Source organism: Aquimonas sp., assembly GCF_044377145.1.
Lineage (GTDB): Bacteria > Pseudomonadota > Gammaproteobacteria > Xanthomonadales > Xanthomonadaceae > Aquimonas.
This window is the reverse complement of record NZ_JBILJQ010000077.1, coordinates 1-22263: the sequence shown is the minus strand read 5'-3', so window position 1 is coordinate 22263 and position 22263 is coordinate 1. Positions and strand designations below refer to the sequence as shown.

The following is a 22263-nucleotide window of genomic DNA, read 5'->3' as shown; positions in this document are numbered from 1 at the left end:
GGAAGATGTTTCTGGCGGGCGAACCCGCAACGGCTTTGGCATGGGAGTCTCCGAACAAAGCCGCCCTAGAATGAGAGATAACGTGCTGCGTCACTGTCTCGTGGAGTGTAGGCGCGTAGGGTTCCGATCGCCTGCTGGAGAAGGCAGACAACAGACCGTCAGTCGCCAGCCAGTCCGGCGCGGCGTGCGCGCCGAGCATCGCCCCATAGCTGCTCCAGGGCCAGTCACCGGCATCTGCCACCATGCGCGCGCGCACCGGGTTCAAGACCACGTAGCGCGAGAGCTCCAGCAGATAGCTGTCCGCGTCGACCAGGATTGCCTTGTAGCGGCCCTGGAACAGATGCCCGGTGCGGCGATGACGGCGATTGCTGTACTGCGTGAACACCCCGTTGAGCTGGCGCATGCCCTTCGACAAATTGCCATCGGGCGTCTCGATCAGCAGGTGGTAGTGATTGCTCATCAGGCAGTACGCGTGCACCACCCAGTTGAAGCCACGCGCCACCTCACCCAGCAGCTCAAGAAACCGCGCGCGATCCGCATCATCCTCATAGATCGCCTCACGCCGATCCCCACGCGAAGTCACGTGGTACAGCGCCCCTTCGAACTCAATGCGGATCGGTCGTGCCATGCCGCCGAGCATACCCCCGGCAGAACCCTGATGCTACGTTTCTAGACCTGACCCCGAGCTCGTGCTCTTCGAACTCAATGCGGATCGGTCGTGCCATGCCGCCGAGCATACCCTCCGGCAGAACCCTGATGCTACGTTTCTAGACCTGACCCCGGGCACTCGTCTCGTCCAGGTTCGGTTGCAGACCGCTCGGTGCCGACGCATCCGCTGCTCAGGCGGGATTGTCACTCGGCTCGCCTGACGGCAGCAGAGCCCTGCGCGAGCCGACGCTGCAAGGCAGGCAAAACTGGAGTCAGAGTCCACTTGCCCAGCAGCGCGCAGGGCATCTGACAGTCAGTTCAGTCTGGCCCGCGGGCTTTGTCTTGCGGTGGATCATTCGTCCCCATCCGGGTACTGAACAGGCCGGGTGCCCAATGCGCCCATCAGGCCGGACTCCGCCTCACCGCACGCCTCCACAAGCGGGCCGCCGCGCGCGGCCTTGATCTCGAAGATCCAGTTGTCACCGGGGTCGAAGCAATAGAACAGCGCGTGCTTCGCCGGCAGGGGAAACAGCGAAGCCAGCGTTCGCCGGTAGATCCCACCGTTCTCGTCGTCGAAGACCTCGCTCGGGCGGCTCTTGAAAGTGCGCGCGATGTAGAACTCGTAGCCGTGGTCATCGTCGAACTGAACGGCGTTCTGGGTGAGAGCGTGCACGTCTTCCAGCGTCGCGCCCGGTTCGATGGCGAAGCTGCCCTCCCAGTCCCGCGGGGAGCCATGACCCCGTACCAGACCCACCTTGAAGTTCGGAATGAGTGTCATGCCTGCTTGTGGCGATCGCGGTGGCGGGAATGATGTGGAAAGCGGAGTGATTCTCCTACCCCAGATCCATCGAAAGCCTGATCCCGCAAGTACGCATCGCCGTCGAGCACTCGCTGGCAGCCACACCGAAACGCGCACGGACACACGTGGATTTTGCTCAGTTGGCCCTGCGCTGGAACTCCATCACCCAGTTGACCTCCCAGCTGGCGCCCCCGTCTTCCGAAAACGCCTGCTGCCACCGCGCCGAATCGCAGCCTATGTCTGACCAACTGAAGCGCACGCGGATCGGTCGTGCATCGAGCACATCGTCCGTTTCGAACGTCCCGACGCCATCGACGAACCGGCCTGCCGGCAGAGATCCTTGACCGGCACACCTGCATCGGCCTGCTTCAGGATCGAGGCGATCTGCGTCTCGGTGAACTTCGACTTGCGCATCTGAAACTCCTGGCTGGGGAAACCTGGGGCGTCGCTACGTCCGCTACATCAACGATCGCTACCGCCGCACCGGCACCCTTTGGGAGGGGCGCTTCAAGGCCTGCCCGGTGCACTCCGACGATCGCCTGCTGTGCTGCCAATGCTGCATCGAACTCAAGCCCGTCCGCATCCGCAGGGTCGGCTACCCCCACCGACGACGCCTGCTCAAGCCACGCGCCCGCGGAAAATGCGCTCTGAACCCGCTCTAGGTTTGGACTGGCGGCCGATGCGGAGGCAAGGGCGCGCGCATCGCAGGGGGCATCGGGTCCGTCCGTGACGCGAGGGCGAGATCGCGCCATGCACCTGATTTTATGTGCAAATTTCGCCGATTATTGGTCCTGGGGCCGCCGTCATGGCAGAGTGTAGCGCCTCCCTTCGCTTGCCGTTCCTATGCGACTGATGCTCACCTCCTCACTGCTGGTCCTGCTCGTCCTCGTGCCCGTCACGCTGTGGTTCATGGCGCGCACCCTTCCAGAGACGACCCGCCATGCCGCAGAACGCGTGCTGGCCACCGATGTGGCCACGCTGCGCGGCGTGTTGGATGCTGTCGAGGACCAGCCGCATTGGCGTCGAGGCGTGGCCCGGGTCGAGAGGTCCGGGGACGGATGGGCCGAGATCGGTGCACGGGGTCGCGTGCTTCGCTTCCACTGGACAGAACGGGCCAGCGCTGGGTATCGGCTGGTCTTCGAGGATCACCACGGCCTGCATGGCACGTGGACGGCGACATGGGCTTCGACGCCCGAGGGCCTGCGCCTGCGCGTGGAAGAGTCAATCACGCTCCGGCATCCTTGGTCCCGGCTGATGGCCCGTGTGTTCTTCGACCCTGACGCTTTTCTCACCGAGTGGTTTGATGACCTCGAGGCTGAGCTGTCCCGCAGAGAGACGACCAATGGCTGAGCGCAAGAAGAGCAAACCCGTGTCGTGGAAAGCCCGCATCGCCAAGGCGAAGCCGGCCCACGTGGTGAGCACCGAAGCGGACTTCGCCGGCATTCGCGTCGGCAGTCGCCTGCTCATCGCCAGCCCGGAGATCCTGGCGCGGTACCTGATGGCGATTCCCGTCGGCGAGACGCGAAACCTCGTTCGCTTGCGCAACGAGCTGGCTCGGCGGCATCGCGCCGACGCGACCTGCCCCGTGACCACGGCGATCTATCTGCGGGTGATCGCCGAATCGGCGTGGGAAGACCTGTGCGCCGGCACGCCGCGGGACGCAGTGCCACTGTTCTGGCGGGTCATCGATCCGGGCAGCCCGATCGCCAAGCGCTTGAGCTTCGGCAGCGATGTCATCGAGCACGAGCGGGCGATCGAGCAGGGCGGATCCCCACGGGGAAATGGGCCAGGTTGATTTTCTCCCCCGCAGTTGATGAACCTCACCCCATTCTTCGTGGCGCTGCATGCCGAAGACACGGCGCGCCAACGCCTCTACCGCGACCGGGTCCAATCGGCCATCACACCGGAGGAAGTCGACAAGACGAGGCGACGCCTGCAGTGCCAACTCGCCTTTGGAACGGAGCGCTTCCGACAGAAGTTCGAGGAGCAACTGCAGCGCCGCACGGGGCCCGCAAGGATCGGCCGGCCTCGCAAGTCAACGCGTGAAGCGCATGCGGCAAGTGCACTCGGAACCGTGCTTTTCTTCAAGCGCCTCAACCATCCCGCCACCGCTCCACCGCCTGCATCCCGATGTCACCCGCCCGCCGGAACGCGGTGGCTACCCGATCGCAGTCCGCAACCGGCACACGTGAACTCTCGAATCGCCCGCGCCATTCGCGCACCACGCTGGCGATGCGATCGATGATGCCGGCCGCGCGCGGTGGCAGCAGGCCGAAGCGCCCTGCCCCGGCCAAGGCGTTGTCCAGCCGCGCCAGCCGACCCTGTGGGCCCACCGAAAGGTGCAGCACGCGCTCCTGCGCCACTTCTTGAGGCTTCGGCACCACGTCGTACAGCGGGCTCAAGCGCCAGCCCTGGCTGTGGGCATCGAACAGGAAGTCGTGGTTGCGCAGGTGGTCGTCGTCGTTGGAGACGAGGATGTTGAAGACCATGCGCGCAAACAGCTCCTCACGGTCAGCCGCGATCTGGCCGCTGACGCCGTACTGGCCAATCGCATCCGCAATGGCTGCGTAGCTGGAGTCCGCCGAGGCCTACTCGGGCAGCGCGAGCAGGGTCAGCGCGCTCAGCATGTGCCGGCGCGCGATGCCGCGCTGCACGGGTTCACGGTCGAAGCGCTGGATCAGCATCACCTGTCGGCCATCGGCCAGTGCTTCGATGCGCAGTGGCGGCACACGCAGGCCGGCCTCGCGCGCCAGTTCCAGCGTCGCGAATTCGATCAAGGGCACGTTGAAAGGATCGCCTCGCGCGGGAAACTTGGCGATCCACTCGTCGCCGTCTGCGCTGATGACCGCCTTGGGCCGCGCACCGCCCACCGAGGGCCCACCCGCGAAGAAGACCTCCAGATGCGCGGGAACGGGCTCGCCTTGCTCGACGCGGGCCGCGGCATCCAGCAGGTGCTGCAGGTCGAGCGCGGATGGCAGGCTGCTGTGAATCGGCGGGCTGGTGGGTGTTTCGCGCACATCCAGCGCGCCCGCGCGGTGCGGGCCGGCGTGATCCAGATACACCGATTCCGGCAGACCATTGGGCGGAGCGCGCAGACGGTTCTCGATCACGCGCCGGCCCCAGGCATCGGGCGTGGCATCGCGCAGCGCGCCGAACAGGGCCAGCCCTGCCGGCGGCAAGCGTTCGTGGTCGTTCTGCGCCGGAAGCGAGGCCAACGCCACCGGGTCGACCGGCACGGCGTTCGCGCGCGCGACGTAGCGGCGGCCGTAGGCAAAGGTGGACGCCTGCACCTGCGTGCCCTGCTCGATCATGCTCAGGCGCCCGGCAGGCACAGCCTCGGTTTCACCGGGCAGGTGGATGAAGACGGTGCGCTCGACCATGGTCAGAAGTCCAGATCGTCACGCTTGCGTGGGCGCGCGCGCTGCGTGCGGGTGGCATCCAGCACCGCGGCCGAGGCGGGGTCACGCAGCTCACCCAGAAGGGGCAACAGGCCCAGGCATTCCAGCACCGACAGCCAGCCGCCGAGCGAGACTTCGACTGCGCCACCCTCCAGACGTTTCAGGGTGGCGAGGCTGATGCGCGCGCGCTCGGCGAGGGCCTGCTGCGTCCACGCGCGCGCCAGCCGCGCCTGGCGCACCAGCCCGCCGAGGTGGGCTGCAGTGCGCTGGGCGGCGGGGGTGGCGAAGTCGGATTCTCTGCGCTGAATGGCTCATATTTGATCCCCTATGCGCATAGGGGCTTACTTCTGAGCCGTCTTCGCGCGTGCGCAGGGGGCGTCAAGCGCGAGCGCGAAGTCTGCATGCAGGCCTCGATGCCGAGATCAGCCGAGCACCAGCCTTGGCTGGGCGCGCCGGTTAACCCTGCGGCACGTAAACCGGCGGATCGAGTGCGTCGGCCTCGACCTTGGCCAAGGTGTCCTGCAGATCCGCCTGCTCTTCCGGGTTGGTTGAGGCCTTGATCAGCTCGCGCAGGAGGGCGGCGTGGCCGACCTTTTGCGCGTCGGCGGCGGGCACGGCGAGGTCCGGTTTGGCGCCAACCTGCTCCCAGCGGGTCCGGGTGATCGGGTTGTCTGTCTGCCCGGTTGGCGCGAGGGGCGCAAGGGTCGCCTCGCCTTCGCTTGTCCCCGCGCGTTCATCGGTTTGTAATGCGGGAGGTCGACAGAATTCATGTGCGACGGAGGCGCGCTTCATCGGACTCGCGGTGTAATGACGAGGTCCGGGGGCATCCTGCTCCCTCACCCCAGAGGCCCGCCATGCACCGTCTGAGTTTCGCTCTGCTCGCCGCATCCTTCGCCGCCAGCGCTTCGGCCAACACGGCTGTCTACAACGCCAACGTCAGCGAGGCTGAAGTCCTCGCCGCCCAGTCCGCCTGGTGCAATGCGCTGGTCGCGATCAACAAGGCCGGCGAAGATCAGGGCCATGCGGCCGCCAAGCAGTTGGCTGGCGACGTGATCGACGCCGCCTACGGCTACAACCTGGGCCCGGTGCTGTTCAAGCCGACGCTGGCCGCTCCGCCGCAGACTTTCCGCACCACCCGTGAGGGCGCATTGGCCTACTTCGTGGGCGGCGACCCGAACTTCAAGGATGACTCCGGCTTCGCCCTGAAGGGCTGGACCGCCTGTCGGGCCGAGAACGCCGCCATCCACATCAACGGCGACGTCGCCACCAGCATGGGCAACGTGATGATCACCGGCAAGGATGGCGCAGTGACCACCGTCGACAAGACCTGGACCTTCAAGAAGAGCGACGACGGCAAGCTGCGGATCGTGGTCCACCACAGCTCGCTGCCCTACAGCGCCCCGTAACTCCCGCAGCCGGCTGCGGAGCAGAGCTTCTTTAGACTTCATGATCCGCACCCGACTCGCGATCGTCTTCTCCGCGCTGGCCCTGCTGGCGCTGGCCCAGTCCGCATTCGCGTGGTGGGCGGCTTCGACGGCCGCCCATCACGCCGAGCGCAGCGTCAACGCAACCCGCATGCTGGCGGAGTACCTGGAGATCTCGGGCAACAAGCAGCGGCTCAAGGTCTGGTTCGCGCAACGCATGCTTGCAGATGATCCTGCGCCGGAGGTACGGACCTCGCTGCTGACGGCCATGCACTCAAGCCTGCAGGCGCTGCGCACGCTGGTCGAGGCCTCGCCTGAGGCCGTGCGAGCACTGGAACAGCAGGAAGTCGAAACCGTCGCCTTGAACATTGCCGCAATGGGCAAGGCCATTGAAGCGGCCGAAAACCCGGGCAGCAATCTGCCGCCGGCCGAACAGTGGCGAACCGTGCTGCTGGCCTTCGACGAGCTGGCAGGACGTGACATGCGCGAACTGCTTCGGCAGGCCGTTGAGCGCAACGAGTCGGCCAGCCTGGATGCAGGGGCCGACCTCGCTGCGGCCTTGAGCCGCATCCGCCTGATGGATGCGGTGCTTGCGGCCGGGGTGTTCGGCCTCGCCCTGCTTTCCATCACCTATTTTGTTCGGCGCCTGGACCGCCCGTTCGCCGAACTCGCGCGCCTGAGCACAGCGCTGGCGGCGGGCGACTTCAGTGCGCGCAGTGAGCTGCGCGGCCGCGATGAGTTCGCCCGCATCGGCACTCTCCTCGACTCGATGGCGGAGCGGCTCGCCGAGGCCCAGGCTCGCAGCCAGCAGTTGCAGGCACAGCTGGATGAGCTGGTCGCAGAGCGCACCCGCTCGCTCAGCCATGCGTTCGAGAACCTGCTCGGTATCGAAGCGCGCCGGCGTCAGTTCTTCGCGGAGCTGAGCCACGAGCTGCGCACGCCAGTGACGGTGATCCGCGGCGAGGCCGAAGTGGCGCTGCGCAATCGCAGCAATCCGAACGCACAGGGCGAGGCGCTTGTGCGCATCATCGAGGCCACCAGCGATCTGGGCGGACGCGTGCAGGACCTGCTCGACGCGGCTCGCGGGGGCTCACTGGAGTACGCCCTGACCATCCGTCGCGAACCCCTGCATTCGATCATTGCAGCTGCCGTTGAACAAATGCAGGCAATCGCCGAGCACCGCTCGCTGCAGCTGCTGCTGCGCGCTCCGGTGCGTGACAAGGGCTGCATGGTCGATGCGGACCGAGAGCGGCTCCAGCAGGCGCTGGTCATCGTGCTCGACAACGCGCTGCGCTACTCGCCGCAGGGAGGAACCGTGGTGGTCGACCTCGCCGAGGAACCCGACCACTGGGTGGTCTCCATCGATGACCGGGGCCCCGGCATGACCGAAGAGGAGTTGCAGCGCGCCTTTGAGCCCCAGTTCCGCGGGAGCGCCGGACAACAGCTGGCGCCACAGGGCCAAGGGCTGGGTCTGCCGATCGCGCTGCGGATTGTCGAGGCGCTGGGCGGCGGGATCGAGCTGCACAACCGCGATGGCGGCGGCTTGCGTGTCAGCATCGCACTGCCCATCAGCCTGAGCGAGACCGCGGCGTGACCCAGACCCTTCTGATTGTGGAAGACGACGCCCGCGTGGCCGACTTCCTGCTGCGTGGACTGCGCGCGGAAGGCTATGCACCGAGCATTGCCGGCAGCGCGGAAGAGGCGCTGCCGCTGCTTCGCCACGGCGGCTTCGATGTAGCGCTGTTCGACGTGATGCTGCCGGGTCAGTCGGGCATGGAGCTGTGCCAGCAGATTCGAGCCGAGCGCCTGGCCCTGCCAGTGCTGATGCTGACCGCCATGGGCGGCGTGGCCGAGCGCGTGGCGGGCCTGCGCTGCGGTGCCGACGACTACCTGACCAAACCCTTCGCCTTCGACGAACTGCTGGCACGCGTGGAGGCTCTGCTGCGTCGCCCTCCGCAGTGGATCGAGCCGGCCACCGAGTTGTGTGTGGGCGATCTGGTCTTCGATCGCGTGCGCATGGAGGTGCGCCGCAGCGGTCAGGTGCTGCCCTTGACCGCGAAGGAACTGGCCCTGCTCGAACTGCTGATGAGCGCACCAGGTCGACTGTTCAGCCGCGAACGCATCCTGTCGAACGTGTGGGGCGTCGACTCCGACCCGCTGACCAATGTGGTCGACGTCTACATCCGACGCCTGCGCAGCAAACTCGACGAGGCCGGGCAGCCCTCGCGGATCACCACCGTGCGCGGACTGGGCTACCGCCTGGACTCGCCCAAGGGCAGCAGCACGCCGGCTTGATCCAGCAGACGTGCCGCTGCGGGCCCGCGCGATCGACAGCGGAGCATTGGGGCCGTGTCTATGGAGCAGGTACGAAGTTGATTGAGAGTTCTCCGCACCTCGCGCTGGTGGAGCGCGCCTCCTGAAGACCTCGCACTTCAAGTTTCAGCGGGCCGGATCCATCGCATCTCTACATCACTGTGTGCGTTTCGAGCGCAACCGAACAGCTAGAACCGTGCGATGTGCAGCCCGCCTCGCTCAGCCCTGCGGCACGTAAACCGGCGCATCGAGATTGTCGGCCTCGACCTTGGTCAGCGTGTCCTGAAGAAACGCCTGCTCGTCCGGATTGCTTGAGGCCTTGATCAGCTCACGCAGGATGGCGGCGTGGGCGACTTTTTGCGCGTCGGCGGCGGGCACGGCGAGGTCGGGTTTGACGCCGACGTGTTCCCAGTTGGTGCGGGTGATGGGGTTGATGGCACGCCCTTCGGGGATGAAGGCGGCGAAGCCTTGCGCCAGGGGGTGGACGTCACCGGGGTTCGCGCCGCCGCCGGTGGTTTCGCCGACCACGGTGGCGCGTTTCTGGGTCTGGAAGTCGTAGGCGCATTCCTCGCCGCCGGAAAAGGTCCGCGCAGAGGTGAGCACGTAGACGGGCTTGAGATAGCGCGTCGGCACCGCGGCCGTGGTCCAGTACTGCAGGGTGTAGTCTGTTTTGCGGTAGTACAGATCGTTGAGGTGGCGTTCGTCGCCTGGGGCGAAGAAGTGGCTCATTTGTGAACCTTGCAGACGCTCGTTGCGTACGCCTGCCAGAGCGTTCATCCGATGCGCCTCGACCGCGGGCCCATTGAAGTGTGTACGCCAGATCAGCGAAGCATCGGCGGGTGCTCGCTCCGAACGAACACACCATCTCCGCGGTCACTATCGGGTTCAAGCGCAGGCTCCACAGGCCGCGAGGCGGACCACATGGGGTGGGTACTACATGCCGCCGCTGCATGCACGCGGCATACGCCAGCCTGGCGCAGCTGCGTGAATGCGAACGCTGAGCCAGTGCCAGGCCCCACTACCCGATCGCCACCCCACGCCCGCGTACCACGATCCCGCCCGAAACCGGCACTTCCACTTCGATCAGGCTGGGTCGGCCCATGTCCTCGCCTTGGTGGATCCTCAATGCGAAGGGCGCGGCCATCAGGCCCGCATCGCGCAGCCAGCCGGCGAATGCGGCAGCGGCGGCGCCGGTGGCGGGGTCTTCGACGATACCGCCGACCGGGAACGGATTGCGCGCGTGGAAGCAGGTGGCGGACTCGCGCCAGACCAACTGCAGGGTGGTCAGCTCGTGCTTGAGCATCAGCGCCTTGAGGGCATCAAAGGGATAGCTCAGCGCCGAGAGACGCGCGCGTTCGCGTACGGCGAGTACGAGGTGCCAGGCGCCAGCGTAGGCAAGTATGGGCGGCAGGTCGGGGTCGAGTTCGTCGCTGCGCCAGTCGAGCAGTGCGAGGGTTTCGCCCAGCAGATCCGGCGGCAACGGGCGCTGCGCGGTGGCGACAGAGGTGAGGCTGGCGACGGGTGAGTGCGTGTCGCTGCCTGCATCAAGCGCGATATGCAGCGAGATCTCACTGACGCGGGTGTCGAGCAGCAAGCGACCCTGTTCGCCGCGCTGGCCCAGCAGCACGCCGGCGGCAATCGTGGCGTGCCCGCAGAACGGCACCTCGGCCAGAGGGCTGTAGTAGCGGGCCTGTCGACGCGGGCCGGCGCTCGGCGCGATGAACACGGTTTCCGAGTAGCCGACCGCAGCGGCGATGGCCTGCATGGTGTCGGGTGAAGGCAGATCCTCATCGATCCACACGCCGGCCGGATTGCCGCCGCCGGGCTGGGTGGTGAAAGCGGCGATGCGCGCCAGGCGTGGGTCTTCGGAGTTGAGCGTCAAGTCGGCGGGGCTCATGGGAACTTCTCTTGGCGACGGTGTTGAACAAACTCGGGCCGCGCGGGCAGATGCGCAAGCGCCGTTGGGCGGATACCGGCGGTATTCGGCAGTGAGGCGATCAGGCGATTGGCGTATCGACCCCGCCTCCGGTTTGCAGGGACAATGCCACCGCTGCGCGAAGCAGTACGTGCGATCAGACCGACAGGCCATCGATGCGAACCTTTGTACTCCGAGCGCGCGCTGCGCCGACGGACAGCGCGAGCTTGCTGGCCTCCGTGGGCAAGGAGGCGCACACCGAGATCCTCGCGCATACGCTGATGAACGCGATCTTCGTGGCGCAGTCGCATCGCGCGGATGTGGTCGTCTACCTGGTGCTTGAAAGCACGCACGACTATTCGCGCACTGTCCGCTTCGAGTCCAACGCCCTGCAGGACATCGGCGGCTTCGATGAGCGCCGGCTGTTGAGCCGGGTTGCCAAGGCGCTGGATGCCTCGATCGGCATGGGCAAGGACGAATCGCGCGCGGTGGAGCCGGGCATCAGCGTATCTACCGTCAGCTTCGAGCGGCTGGTGAAGACCCTGGCCGAAGATCACCAGCTGTACGTGATGGCCCCGAAAGGCAGCCCGATCCGCGAGCAGGTTTTCGGCGACAAGCCCTGCTTTCTGCTGACTGACCATATCCCGATGCCCAAGAACAGCCTGCATGGGCTTGCGCGCCTGGGCGCGATGGAGATCGCGCTGGGATCGAAGATGCTGTTCGCCTCGCAGTGCGTGGTGTTGATCCACTACGAATTGGATCAGGGGCCGGGGCGTTCGGGTTGATGCCCGAAGGGCACGGAGCTCTTGCAGCAGAACTTCGCGGGCTGCGGCTCTGGACAGAGGTTGCAGTGCTGGGCACTTGACTGAGGGCTTCCGCAACCTCGAAGCCAGACGCGTCGCGGGATTTCCAGCGGAAGCCGATGGGCCGCGCTGCCTGTCAAGCTACTTGTCGCGTGCCCGTGGTTACTCCTCGCCGTTCAGTGCCGCCGTAGCTGCACCTGCTCCCCTCTCCCGTGGGAGAGGGGCCGGGGGAGAGGGTTCGGGTGTTGGCCTGACTTCCCGAGAGCGACGAGCACCGCTGTTGACGCCGCGCCTTGCACGGCTGCGCTCCGCCCCGCCCTCTCCCCAACCCCTCTCCCACGGGAGAGGGGCTCGAGTCGTGGGGCGTGGGGGCCTCGGTCACGTCTGCCGCAGCCATCGATACATCGCGGCTGGCTACATGTTGCGCCGGTACTCGCCGCCGACTTCGTACAGGGAGTGGCTGATCTGGCCAAGGCTGTGGGTTTTCACAGCTTCGATCAGGGCCGCAAAGATGTTCTCGCGCTTGCGTGCGGTGGTTTGCAGGTAGGCCAGTCCTGGGGAGGACGGCCCCCTCTCCCCCTGCTCCTCTCCCACGAGGGGAGAGGGGAGAGAAGCGTTGCGATTCTGCTGATACGACCGGACGTTCTCGATCTGCTGGCTCTTCTCCTCTTCGGTCGAGCGGATCAGTTCGATCTCGGTGACGATTTCGCCGCCGTGGTCCTTGGGCAGGAAGGTGTTGACGCCGATCAGCGGCAGGCTGCCGTCGTGCTTCTTGTGCTCGTAGTAGAGGCTCTCTTCCTGGATCTTGCCGCGCTGGTACATGGTGTCCATGGCGCCGAGCACGCCGCCGCGCTCGCTGATGGCTTCGAACTCCTTGTAGACCGCTTCTTCGACGATGTCGGTCAGCGTGTCGACGATGAAGCTGCCCTGCCAGGGGTTCTCGTTGAAGTTCAGGCCCAGCTCTTTGTTGATGATCATCTGGATGGCGACGGCGCGGCGCACGCTCTCTTCGGTCGGCGTGGTGATGGCCTCGTCGTAGGCGTTGGTGTGCAGGCTGTTGCAGTTGTCGAACAGCGCATACAGCGCCTGCAGGGTGGTGCGGATGTCGTTGAACTGGATCTCCTGCGCATGCAGGGATCGGCCGCTGGTCTGGATGTGGTACTTCATCATCTGGCTGCGCGGATCGGCGCCATAGCGCTCACGCATCGCACGCGCCCAGATGCGGCGGGCGACGCGGCCGATGACGGTGTACTCCGGGTCCATTCCGTTCGAGAAGAAGAACGACAGGTTCGGCGCGAAGTCGTCGATGTGCATCCCGCGCGCGAGGTAGTACTCGACGATGGTGAAACCGTTCGACAGGGTGAAAGCGAGCTGGCTGATCGGGTTCGCGCCGGCCTCGGCGATGTGGTAGCCGGAGATCGACACCGAGTAGAAATTGCGTACCTTGTGGTCGACGAAGTACTGCTGGATGTCGCCCATCATGCGCAGCGCGAATTCCGTGCTGAAGATGCAGGTGTTCTGCGCCTGATCCTCTTTCAGGATGTCAGCCTGCACGGTGCCGCGCACCGTCGCCAAGGTCTTTGCCTTGATCCGCGCGTAGGTTTCGGCATCGACCATTTCCTGCCCGCTGATGCCGAGCAGGGCCAGGCCCAGACCGTCGTGACCTGCGGGCAGTTCGCCGGCGTAGGTCGGGCGCGTGCGGCCTTCGAAACAGCGATCGAGCTTGGCTTGTGCTTCAGCCCACCGCGCCTCATCGCTGCGCAGGTAGCGCTCGATCTGCTGGTCGATCGCGCAGTTCATGAACAGTGCGAGGATGATCGGCGCCGGCCCGTTGATGGTCATGCTGACGCTGGTTGTGGGCTCACACAAGTCGAAGCCGGAGTAGAGCTTCTTCATGTCATCCAGCGTGGCGATGCTGACGCCACTGTTGCCGATCTTGCCGAAGATGTCCGGGCGGATCGCCGGGTCTTCGCCATACAGCGTCACGCTGTCGAACGCGGTCGACAGACGCGCGGCAGGCAAGCCCTGGCTCAGGTAGTGGAAGCGGCGATTGGTGCGCTCCGGCGTGCCCTCGCCCGCGAACATTCGGATGGGGTCTTCGCCGGTGCGGCGGTAGGGATACACGCCGCCGGTGTAGGGATAGTAGCCGGGCAGATTCTCCTTGCCGAGGAAGGTCAGCAGCTCGCCCCAGCTCTTGTAGGTCGGCGCAGCGATCTTCGGGATCTTCTGGTGGCTCAGCGATTCGCGATAGTTCTCCACCGCAATCGATTTGCCGCGCACCTCGTAATGGGTGACCTCATCGGTGATCGACTTCAGCCGCGCCGGCCACTCGCGCAGCAGCTTGAGGTTCTCGCTGCTGAGCGATTGGACCGCGTCGTTGTAGCGCTGGCGCAGCGTAAGCAGAGTGCGGTCGGGCGCGTACGTATCAGCGCTCAGGCTTTGAGCCCCTCTCCCCGTGGGAGAGGGGTTGGGGAGAGGGTTCGGGTGTTGGACGACCTCTGGGCTTGCCGACAACTCATCAGCGGCTCCCTTCGCTTCGAGGGCAGAGGGGAGCAAAGCATCCGGCCCATACAGGTCCAACGGCTTCGGCAACTGCCGATCTTCAAGCTCCAGCAGCGCCTCATACAAACTCTGCGCCCGACTGGCAATCTCGCTCTGCTTCTCGATGCGCTGATTGATCGCCCTGCCCTGCTCGGCGATCTCAGCCAAGTAGCGCACACGCGCACCGGGGATCAGCACCGTCGCGCGCGGCTCCTTCAGCGTCTCGATCACGGTGGGATTGAAGTCGCAGCGATGGCTCGCGGCACTCCGCTCTCCGATTCCCGATTCCCGTTGTCCGATTCCCGACTTCTGCCGCAGCAAGCGGCAGAAGTTCGAGAACATCCAGGTTACCCCGGGATCATTGAACTGGCTCGCGATGGTCGGATACGCCGGCACGTCTTCATCGGCGAGCTGGAAGGCCACACGATTGCGCTTCCACTGCTTGCGCACGTCGCGCAGCGCGTCCTCGGCGCCGCGGCGGTCGTACTTGTTCAGCACCACCAGTTCGGCGAAGTCGAGCATGTCGATCTTCTCCAGCTGACTGGCCGCGCCGTAGTCACTGGTCATGACATAGACCGGAAAATCGACGAGGTCGACGATCTCGGAATCGCTCTGACCGATGCCGGCGGTCTCGACGATGATCAGGTCATAGCCGATGCCCTTCAGCAGTGCGATGCAGTCTTTCAGCACCGCATTGGTCGCGACGTGCTGACGACGCGTCGCCATCGAACGCATGAACACGCGCGTGCTGCGCAGGGAGTTCATGCGGATGCGGTCACCCAGCAGGGCACCACCACTGCGACGGCGCGTGGGGTCCACCGCCAGCACGGCGATGCGCATCTCCGGGAAGTGCTGCAGGAAGCGGTTGACAAGTTCGTCGGTGACGCTGGATTTGCCGGCGCCTCCGGTGCCTGTAATGCCAACCACGGGTGTGGTTGGCATTCGGGAATCGGACGCTGGGAATCGGGAATCGTTGGAGCCGGCCAACCAGCCCTTACGCAGCAGCGCAAGCTCGGCATCCGAATACAGGCCATCCTCGATGGCAGACAGGGCGCGGCCGATTCCGATCTCGTCGTCGATCGACGGCAGCACGCTCTTCGACGATTCCCGATTCCCGATTTCCGATTCCCGACGCGCTGCCTCTGCGCGTTCGACAACATCGGAGATCATCTCCACCAGCCCCATCTTCATCCCATCGTTGGGGTGATAGATGCGCTCCACGCCATAGGCCTGCAGCTCGCGGATTTCCTCAGGCGTGATGGTGCCGCCGCCGCCGCCGAACACGCGGATGTGGCCAGCGCCGCGCTCGCGCAGCATGTCGACCATGTACTTGAAGTACTCGACGTGGCCACCCTGGTAGCTCGACAGCGCGATGGCGTCGGCGTCTTCCTGCAGGGCGGCGCGCACCACGTCTTCGACCGAGCGATTGTGACCCAGGTGAACCACCTCGGCACCCTGGGCCTGGATCAGGCGCCGCATGATGTTGATGGCGGCATCGTGGCCATCGAACAGACTGGCGGCGGTGACAAAACGAAGCGGCGACGCGACGTGCGCGGTCTCACCTTCGGGCAGACGGCTGGCGGGGGTGCTCATCGGGGGGCCTCGATGCGGGGATGCAAGAAGGCCGCAATTGTACGCGCCACCGCCAAGGCATCACCCCTGCCGACCGTTGGCCCATGGCGGAGCAGACCCTACGCACGCGTGTGGGCTACGCGTCACTGCGCGAACAGCGTCGCCACCGGGGAGCGACAAGCCTGGCGGCGGCGCTACGCCCTACAGCTCGCCGAGCCCTTCCGCTTCGCCGCCCTCGCCAACACGCAACAGGCGCAGGGTGTTGGTGGCGCCGAGCTGTTCCATGTGGTCGCCGGCGGTGATCACCACACGGTCGCCGACGTCGAGCAGGTTGAGGCTGTGCAGGTGGCTGATGGCGGCGCGGGCGGCTTTGCGCGGTGACAGGCCCTGGCTGTCGAAGGCGATCGGATAGACATCGCGCATCAGCGCCATGCGCCGGCGCGCGGTAGCGTGGCGCGACATGGCGAAGATCGGCACCGAGCTGCGGAAGCGCGACAAATGCCGCGCGGTGCCGCCGGATTCGGTCATCGCCACGATCGCGCGCAGCTGAATGTGTTCGGCGAGGAACATCGCGCTCATCGCGATGGCCTGATCCACATGCACCAGGTTGCGCGGCGCGGCCTCGAAATCGGTGTCCATCTTGAACTGGCGCTCGGCGCCGAGGCAGATGCGCTCCATCGCCTGCACGGCCTTCTCCGGGTACAGACCGGAGGCTGACTCGGCCGACAGCATCACCGCATCGGTGCCGTCGATGACCGAGTTGGCGACATCGAGCACCTCGGCGCGGGTCGGGATCGGGTTGTCGACCATCGACTGCAGCATCTGGGTGGCGGTGATGACGGTGCGCCCGCGCTCCAGTGCTTCGCGGATGATTTTCTTCTGCAGTCCGGGCAGTTCGGCGTCACCGATCTCAACGCCGAGGTCGCCGCGCGCCACCATCACGACGTCTGAGGCATCGACGATCTCGCGCAGGTTCTCGATGGCTTCGGCGCGCTCGATCTTGGCCACCATCAGCGCGCTGCTGCCAGCGGCGCGGGCCAGGCTGCGGGCTTCCTCGATGTCGGCAGCGGTGCGACAGAAGCTGACCGCGATGAAATCGACGTCAAGCGCCGCCGCATGCTTGATGTCGGCACGGTCCTTGTCGGTGAGCGCATCCAGCGACAGGCCACCGCCGAGACGATTCAGACCTTTGCGATCCGACAGCGCGCCGTCGGTGAGCACGCGGGTGCGGATTTCGCAGCCGGCGACTTCTTCCACCATCAGCGCGATCAGGCCGTCGTCGAGCAGCAGGGTGTCGCCGGTATGGACGTCGTCAACCAGGCCAAGGTAGCTGACGCCGACGCGGCCCTGGTCACCCGGTGCGGCATCGGCGCGGCAGTCCAGCACGAAGGGCTGGCCGGCCTTCAGGAACACCTTGCCTTCGCCGAAGCGCTCGACGCGGATCTTCGGCCCACCGAGGTCGGCGAGGATGCCGATCTCGCGCCCCAGCCGTGCAGACGCTGCGCGCACCGCTTCGGCGCGAGCGGCGTGGTGCTCGAAAGTGCCATGCGAGAAGTTGAGCCGCACCACATTGACACCGGCGGACAGCACCGCGTCGAGAATGCCGGGGCCATCGGTGGCCGGGCCCAGGGTGGCCAGGATCTTGGTGCGGCGAAAGGCTGGGCTGCTCATGTGTGGCTCCGGAGAGTTGCGAAGGGCGAACCGCGCAAGTGTAGCCACGGCGAATGCCCTTGCGCCCCGGTGCATACGAATAAACTTAAGACCAATCGAAGCCCATTTCGCCGCAGTGCGTCAAAAACCCCCTGTTCTGACGATTTATGTAATACCAGATAGATACCACATGCAAACAGGTCGAGAGATCGGGCCGCGCATCAGGCCAACGCGGAGTTCGGAGCAAACTGGCGCATCGCATGCCTGGTTTGCCGGGCTGCATCAGGGCGCGGATCGCGCGCGCATGAAGTCGTCAAATGCCGACAAGGTCTGCCTGGCTGCGCCGACCGGCTGAAGTCCGCCTCGCCGGATCTGCGCCGTGCCGTGCTTCAGTCGTACTCCCCGCGCGGCGGAGCCACAGGCGCTGCCGCAGGCTTCGGCGCTGCCGTGGGTGCATGCTGCGGATCCAGTACCAGATGCCAGACGCCGCTGACGTTGTCGCCGGTGCGGTCGCCGGGTCGCTTGTCGGACGGCCAGAGGTACAGCGGCTTGCCACGCCAGGCCCACTGGCGTGCGCCATCGGCACGCTCGGTGATGCTGAACTCCTCGAACGGTTCGGTATCGAGATCGGCCAACAGCGGTGGCCACAGCTTTGCGCAGGCGCGGTAGCACGTACTGACGTTGGGGCGGTCCTGATCGAACACGTAGAGGCTTCTGCCGGTGCGGTCGACCATGTAGCCCTGCACGAACACGGCCGGCGCCTCGCTGACAATGGATTCGAGCTCGGCCAGCACGGCGGCCGATTCGGCATCGCTGGCGGGTTCGCGGGTGGACGCGAACATGCTGGTGCTGGCCTGGGGCTTGTCGAGGTCGACGGTCTGAGCATGCGCGGGCGCCATGCCAACCGGGAATACAGAGGCCAGCAAGCAGCCCGCGCGGGCAACGAGGTTCAGCTTCATGGTTATTTCCATCGGTAATGAGTGGCCGATTTCACAGCCTCAGCAAGCGCACCGCAAGCTGCGTCAGTCGGCCGAGCTTCGGCACCGGCTCGCCGCGGATCAACAATAGCGCGCCACGCGGGGAATCGAAGGGTCGGTGGCGCGAGCCCGGCGACGCCAGCAGGAAATCACCGGCGTGGTACTCCTGGCCGGCATGCAGGATGCTCCCCTCCAACACCAGGCATTCCTCGTGCTGCTGGTGCGGATGGCGCGGCACGCGGGCGCCGGGGTCAAGCCGCCACAGCGTCGTCTGCGTCTGCGCCTGCGCGTCGAAACGCAGAGTCTTGACGCGGATGCCGGGCACGAACTGGATCCACTCGCCCTCGTCGGCACGCAGCACGGAGGTACCGGGCGTGGCACAGCGCCGCATCAGCTGCTCGCCGAGTGCCACGCGGCGCTCAGGCGACAGCGCCAACGGTGTGAGTTCAGCGCCGATCCGCCCCGCCAGATCCGGCGGCAGGGCGCCCTGTTTGCTGCGATCAGTCATCCGCGGGCCTCCATGCCCAATGCGCGCGACAGGGTGGCGAGGCCACGCCGTAGATGCGACTTGACCGTGCCGAGCGCGGTGCCCGTGCGCTCGGCGATCTCGGCGTGGGTGAGGTCCTCCAGAAAGGCCAAGGCGATCATGCGCTGCTGTACGGGGCTCAATTCAGCCCGCGCAGCGCGCAAGGCCGAGCGCGCGTCGAGCGCGTCGAACAGTCGCTGGGCGGAGTCATCGGCATGCGCAGCGTACGGGTCTTCGCCCTCGACCGGATGCAGAGGCAAGGTGGAACGATGCCCACGTTCGCGCCGCAGCCGATCCACCGCACGGCTCCAGGCCAGATTCAACAGCCACGACAGCGCAGCGCCGCGTTCGGGCACATACAGGAAGGCGCGCTCCCAGGCCTGGCTGAAGGTGTCGAGCACGATCTCCTCGGCGTCTTCCGGGCGCTGCAGCACGCGCAGGGCGACCGTATACACACGGTCGGCGCAGCACGCATACAAGGTCTCCAGCGCGAGCTGCTCGCCATCGGCCATCCGGCCGACCAGCACAGCCAGTTCGTCGGCCTCTTCGATGTGGCTGGCGGCGCTGCTGGAACGCGCCGGATGCGCGGGGTCGGGAGTGCTCAACGACAGGCTCGATCTGGGCGGGCCCAAGCGATGTCGGGCGGGCGGAAACGGAAAGGCGGACTCGGCGGCTGCCGCAGCGCGATTCGAGCCCAGTCAGACTCTGCGGCGCGTGAACGCTCGGCCTGCGGTCGTCTGGCATGCGTTTCGCGTAGGACTGAGCGTGGCAGGATGCCGCCCTCGCACAGGAGGATCTGCCCCATGAACGACCGTATCGAGCTCAGCACCCATCACGGCCGCATCGGTGCTATGCATGTCCGCCCCGAATCAAACCCGGCCCAGCGCGGCTTGGTGCTCGTACAGGAGATCTTCGGCGTCAATCCGCATATCCGGCGGGTGGCGCAGACCTGGGCCGGGCTCGGCTTCGAGGTGATCGCGCCGCAGCTGATGGACTTTGTCGAGCGCGATGTGGAGCTCGACTACACCGAAGCCGGCGTGGCACGTGGCCGTGCGCTGATGGCCGAGGTCGGCTTCGACCGCTGCGTGGCGGCCTGCGCGGCCGCTGCTGGGGTGCTGCGGGAGCGCGGGCTGAAGGTCGGCGTGGTCGGCTACTGCATTGGCGGCAGCATCGCCTTTCTGTGCTGCACCCGGCTCGGCCTGCCGGCGGTGAGCTACTACGGCGGCCGCACGGCAGGCTTTCTGTACGAGCGACCGCAGGCGCCGCTGCTGCTGATTTTCGGCGAACACGATGCGCTGATTCCGCCCGATGTGGTCGAGCAGCACCGTCGTGCCTTGTCCGAAGCGCGGATCGAATGCTTCCCCGCCGGGCACGGCTTCAACTGCGAGCAGCGCCATGATTTCCACCCCGAATCCGCGGCACGCGCCCTGCAAGTCAGCCACGACTTTCTGCGTCAGACCTTGGCATGACCCCCGAATTCACGCTTGATCCGCCACTTGCGGCCGGCAGTGTGACCGTCAGCGACTTGTCGCTGTGCCAGCTGCGGCTGATGAACGACGCTCGCTTTCCCTGGCTGCTGCTGGTGCCGCGCCGCGATGGCCTGCGCGAACTGTTCGATCTGCCCGCCTTCGACCAGGCGCAGGTGCTGATTGATCTGAACCGCGCCGCGGCGGCACTCCAGGCCGTGGCCACGCCGGACAAACTCAATATCGGCGCGCTGGGCAACATCGTCCCCCAGCTGCACATCCATCTGATCGCCCGCTTTGTTGGCGATCCCGCCTGGCCCGGGCCGGTGTGGGGCCAGGGCAGCGCCGTTGCCTACACCGAAGAGGCACTGCAGGCGCAGCTGGCCGCACTGCGCGCCGCGCTGGAGGCGCTGGATGCCTGAGCGCAACGCCTTCGCCAAGCCCCAGTTCGAGCCACTCGGTGAGGCCGCCCTGCTGCTGCGCTTCGGCGACAGGCTGGAGTCCGAGCTTGCCCACCATGTGCAGTCGTTTGCGCGCGGTCTGCGCGCCAGCACGCCGCCCGGTGTGCTCGACCTGGTGCCGGCCTATGCCTCGCTGGCAGTGCACTTCGACCCGCTGCAGATCGATCTCGATGCGGTCGCCGCCTGGGTGCGGACGCGTCTGCGCGAGGGCGACCACGGCCGCAGCGCGCGCGATGGTCGCCGCATCGAGATCCCGGTCTGCTACGGCGGCGACTACGGGCCGGATCTGGCCGATGTGGCCGCACATGCGGGCCTGAGCGAAGAGGCCGTGATCGCCCTGCACAGCGGCGGCGATTACGTGGTCGCGATGATCGGCTTTCTGCCCGGATTTCCGTACCTGCTGGGGCTGGACCCGCGGCTGGAGATGCCGCGGCTGCCAACGCCGCGGCCCGAGGTGCCCGCCGGCGCGGTTGGCATCGGCGGCGCCCAGACCGGCATCTACCCGCAGCAGAGCCCCGGCGGCTGGCGCTTGATCGGGCGCACGCCCGAGCAACTCTTCGACAGCGCCCGCGCCGAACCCAGCCTGCTGCAGCCGGGTGACCGGGTACGCTTCGTAGCGATCGCAGCGCTCGACTTCAAGCGTCTGCAGCGCGAGCAGCCCGCATGATCGAAGTCCTGAAGCCCGGCCTGATGACGACGCTGCAGGACCTTGGCCGCCCAGGGCATCGCGCGATCGGCGTACCGCTCGGCGGCGCGCTGGACAGCTTCAGCCTGCGAGCGGCCAATGCGCTGGTCGGCAACACCGACGATGCCGCCGCGCTGGAAATCACCCTGACTGGGCCAACCCTGAAGTTCAATGCCGATGCGGTAGTCGCCCTGTGTGGTGCGCGCTTCGAGCTGCAGGTCGATGATCTGGCCTTGCCGATGTGGCGACCGCTGCGGATCAGTGCTGGCACCGTGCTGCGGATCGGTCGTGCCCTGCGCGGCGCGCGTGGCTATCTGGCGATTGCCGGCGGCTTCGACAGCCCCAAGGTGCTGGGCAGCCGCAGCACCCTGCCCGGCTCCGGCTTCGCGGGTCACTGCGGCAAGCCGCTCACCGAGAGTGAGCGCCTGCGCCCGCTGGGCGCGACCCTGATCGGACGGCACTGGCCGCGCGCCAGTATCGGCGTGCGGATGGCGCGTTGGTGGGCCAATCCGGCGCCCGTACTGGAGCTCGACCAGCCGGCCGAAGTCGGGCTGATTCCCGGCCGCGACACGCTCGACGATCCAGAGCTGCTGTTCGATACCAGTTGGCGACTGTCAGCACGCTCCAATCGCATGGGCCTGCGGCTCGAGGGCCCGGGCTTGGCCTTGGCCGAAGCCGCGCTCAGTCTGTCCGAGCCGGTCGCCCCTGGCACGCTGCAGCTGCCGCCCGAGGGTGGGCCAATCCTGCTGATGGCCGATGCGCAGACGGTCGGAGGCTACCCGCGGATCGGCCATGTCGGTCAGGCCGAACTGCCGCGTCTGGCCCAGCTGGCGCCCGGTGAGCCGCTGCGCTTCCACGCCTGCAGCCTGGAAGCAGCACTGGAGAAACGCCGCCAGATGGAACGCCATCTGCACAAGCTGCGGCTGTCGGCACAGCAGGTTCTGGCCGAGTAGACGCTGCCGGCCCGGCTACATCCGGAACGCGTCAACCCCTTTGAGACAGCCTGTTCACCAGATAGCTGTCATTCGTTCTCCTGAGTGGCGGATTCGCTCATGCTTGCGATCTCGTTGCTTCCGAGTTCACTG

Annotated in this window: 21 protein-coding genes and 2 pseudogenes; 10 read left to right on the top strand and 13 right to left on the bottom strand. The window is 66.4% G+C overall.

Annotation, left to right across the window (positions count from 1 at the left end; all coding sequences use genetic code 11):
* The 3 genes and pseudogenes from ACIQ7H_RS18510 to ACIQ7H_RS18500 form a co-directional block, all read right to left on the bottom strand.
* Nucleotides 1-628: REP-associated tyrosine transposase (locus tag ACIQ7H_RS18510; protein ID WP_395794274.1), on the bottom strand; the 628-nt coding region annotated here is incomplete at its 3' end.
* Nucleotides 629-1000: 372 nt separating this feature from the next.
* Nucleotides 1001-1426 (bottom strand): hypothetical protein, encoded by a 426-nt coding sequence (locus tag ACIQ7H_RS18505; RefSeq protein ID WP_395794272.1) that lies wholly within the window; start codon nt 1424-1426, stop codon nt 1001-1003.
* Between the two features lie 324 nt (nt 1427-1750).
* Nucleotides 1751-1861 (bottom strand): annotated as a pseudogene (locus ACIQ7H_RS18500) (transposase); the annotation flags it as partial.
* A 429-nt stretch (nt 1862-2290) separates the two neighbouring features.
* Here ACIQ7H_RS18500 and ACIQ7H_RS18495 point away from each other — a divergent pair.
* Entirely contained in the window at nt 2291-2797 is a 507-nt protein-coding gene (locus tag ACIQ7H_RS18495; protein WP_395794270.1) for a hypothetical protein, read from the top strand.
* Nucleotides 2798-2816: 19 nt separating this feature from the next.
* The gene (locus ACIQ7H_RS18490) at nt 2817-3242 is read left to right on the top strand and encodes a hypothetical protein (protein ID WP_395794268.1); all 426 of its coding nucleotides are present in this window, start codon (nt 2817-2819) and stop codon (nt 3240-3242) included.
* Between the two features lie 298 nt (nt 3243-3540).
* On the opposite strand, the pseudogene ACIQ7H_RS18485 reads toward ACIQ7H_RS18490, so the two are convergent.
* The 3 genes and pseudogenes from ACIQ7H_RS18485 to ACIQ7H_RS18475 form a co-directional block, all read right to left on the bottom strand.
* Nucleotides 3541-4758 (bottom strand): annotated as a pseudogene (locus ACIQ7H_RS18485) (type II toxin-antitoxin system HipA family toxin).
* Between the two features lie 71 nt (nt 4759-4829).
* Entirely contained in the window at nt 4830-5087 is a 258-nt protein-coding gene (locus ACIQ7H_RS18480; protein WP_395794276.1) for a multiprotein-bridging factor 1 family protein, read from the bottom strand.
* Between the two features lie 214 nt (nt 5088-5301).
* A complete protein-coding gene (locus ACIQ7H_RS18475) occupies nt 5302-5637 on the bottom strand; it encodes a hypothetical protein (RefSeq protein WP_395794267.1) in 336 nt (111 codons plus the stop codon).
* Nucleotides 5638-5699: 62 nt separating this feature from the next.
* Between ACIQ7H_RS18475 and ACIQ7H_RS18470 the strand changes: the two genes are divergently transcribed.
* Genes ACIQ7H_RS18470 through ACIQ7H_RS18460 form a run of 3 tightly spaced genes read left to right on the top strand, consistent with a single transcriptional unit; the run spans nt 5700 to nt 8564 of the window.
* The gene (locus ACIQ7H_RS18470) at nt 5700-6251 is read left to right on the top strand and encodes a hypothetical protein (protein ID WP_395794265.1); all 552 of its coding nucleotides are present in this window, start codon (nt 5700-5702) and stop codon (nt 6249-6251) included.
* A gap of 40 nt (nt 6252-6291) precedes the next feature.
* On the top strand, nt 6292-7863 hold the full coding sequence (locus ACIQ7H_RS18465; RefSeq protein ID WP_395794263.1) for a sensor histidine kinase: 1572 nt from the start codon (nt 6292-6294) through the stop codon (nt 7861-7863).
* Nucleotides 7860-8564 carry a response regulator transcription factor gene (locus ACIQ7H_RS18460; RefSeq protein ID WP_395794261.1) on the top strand — a complete coding sequence of 235 codons (705 nt, stop codon included), beginning with the start codon at nt 7860-7862 and terminating at the stop codon, nt 8562-8564. The genes ACIQ7H_RS18465 and ACIQ7H_RS18460 overlap by 4 nt, the downstream gene beginning before the upstream one ends.
* A gap of 237 nt (nt 8565-8801) precedes the next feature.
* On the opposite strand, the gene ACIQ7H_RS18455 is transcribed toward ACIQ7H_RS18460, so the two are convergent.
* Together ACIQ7H_RS18455 and ACIQ7H_RS18450 are read right to left on the bottom strand one after the other, a co-directional pair.
* Nucleotides 8802-9311 (bottom strand): S41 family peptidase, encoded by a 510-nt coding sequence (locus ACIQ7H_RS18455; RefSeq protein WP_395794259.1) that lies wholly within the window; start codon nt 9309-9311, stop codon nt 8802-8804.
* Between the two features lie 289 nt (nt 9312-9600).
* The gene (locus tag ACIQ7H_RS18450; protein WP_395794257.1) at nt 9601-10479 is read right to left on the bottom strand and encodes a PhzF family phenazine biosynthesis protein; all 879 of its coding nucleotides are present in this window, start codon (nt 10477-10479) and stop codon (nt 9601-9603) included.
* Between the two features lie 194 nt (nt 10480-10673).
* Between ACIQ7H_RS18450 and trmY the strand changes: the two genes are divergently transcribed.
* The gene (gene trmY, locus ACIQ7H_RS18445; RefSeq protein ID WP_395794255.1) at nt 10674-11282 is read left to right on the top strand and encodes a tRNA (pseudouridine(54)-N(1))-methyltransferase TrmY; all 609 of its coding nucleotides are present in this window, start codon (nt 10674-10676) and stop codon (nt 11280-11282) included.
* A gap of 432 nt (nt 11283-11714) precedes the next feature.
* Here the strand turns inward: trmY and ACIQ7H_RS18440 are convergent, their stop codons facing one another.
* From ACIQ7H_RS18440 to ACIQ7H_RS18420, 5 genes are all read right to left on the bottom strand, one after another.
* Entirely contained in the window at nt 11715-15434 is a 3720-nt protein-coding gene (locus ACIQ7H_RS18440) for a methylmalonyl-CoA mutase family protein (RefSeq protein WP_395794253.1), read from the bottom strand.
* 180 nt (nt 15435-15614) lie between these two features.
* The gene (gene pyk / locus ACIQ7H_RS18435) at nt 15615-17084 is read right to left on the bottom strand and encodes a pyruvate kinase (RefSeq protein WP_395794251.1); all 1470 of its coding nucleotides are present in this window, start codon (nt 17082-17084) and stop codon (nt 15615-15617) included.
* 368 nt (nt 17085-17452) lie between these two features.
* On the bottom strand, nt 17453-18022 hold the full coding sequence (locus ACIQ7H_RS18430) for a hypothetical protein (protein WP_395794249.1): 570 nt from the start codon (nt 18020-18022) through the stop codon (nt 17453-17455).
* Between the two features lie 31 nt (nt 18023-18053).
* On the bottom strand, nt 18054-18548 hold the full coding sequence (locus ACIQ7H_RS18425; protein WP_395794247.1) for a cupin domain-containing protein: 495 nt from the start codon (nt 18546-18548) through the stop codon (nt 18054-18056).
* Nucleotides 18545-19171: a sigma-70 family RNA polymerase sigma factor gene (locus ACIQ7H_RS18420; protein ID WP_395794245.1), complete on the bottom strand. Its 627-nt coding sequence runs from the start codon at nt 19169-19171 to the stop codon at nt 18545-18547. Before ACIQ7H_RS18420 ends, ACIQ7H_RS18425 begins: the two co-directional genes overlap by 4 nt.
* Nucleotides 19172-19369: 198 nt before the next feature.
* Here ACIQ7H_RS18420 and ACIQ7H_RS18415 point away from each other — a divergent pair, with 198 nt between their 5' ends.
* From ACIQ7H_RS18415 to ACIQ7H_RS18400, 4 genes are read left to right on the top strand one after another with little or no spacing between them, the layout of a single operon-like run.
* Nucleotides 19370-20035 carry a dienelactone hydrolase family protein gene (locus ACIQ7H_RS18415; RefSeq protein ID WP_395794243.1) on the top strand — a complete coding sequence of 222 codons (666 nt, stop codon included), beginning with the start codon at nt 19370-19372 and terminating at the stop codon, nt 20033-20035.
* Complete coding sequence (locus tag ACIQ7H_RS18410) at nt 20032-20454, top strand: HIT domain-containing protein (protein ID WP_395794241.1); 423 nt, start codon at nt 20032-20034, stop codon at nt 20452-20454. The genes ACIQ7H_RS18415 and ACIQ7H_RS18410 overlap by 4 nt, the downstream gene beginning before the upstream one ends.
* Nucleotides 20447-21160, top strand: a complete 714-nt coding sequence (gene pxpB, locus ACIQ7H_RS18405; RefSeq protein WP_395794239.1) for a 5-oxoprolinase subunit PxpB — start codon at nt 20447-20449, stop codon at nt 21158-21160. The genes ACIQ7H_RS18410 and pxpB overlap by 8 nt, the downstream gene beginning before the upstream one ends.
* Nucleotides 21157-22131: a biotin-dependent carboxyltransferase family protein gene (locus ACIQ7H_RS18400; protein ID WP_395794237.1), complete on the top strand. Its 975-nt coding sequence runs from the start codon at nt 21157-21159 to the stop codon at nt 22129-22131. Before pxpB ends, ACIQ7H_RS18400 begins: the two co-directional genes overlap by 4 nt.
* Nucleotides 22132-22263 lie beyond the last annotated feature (132 nt).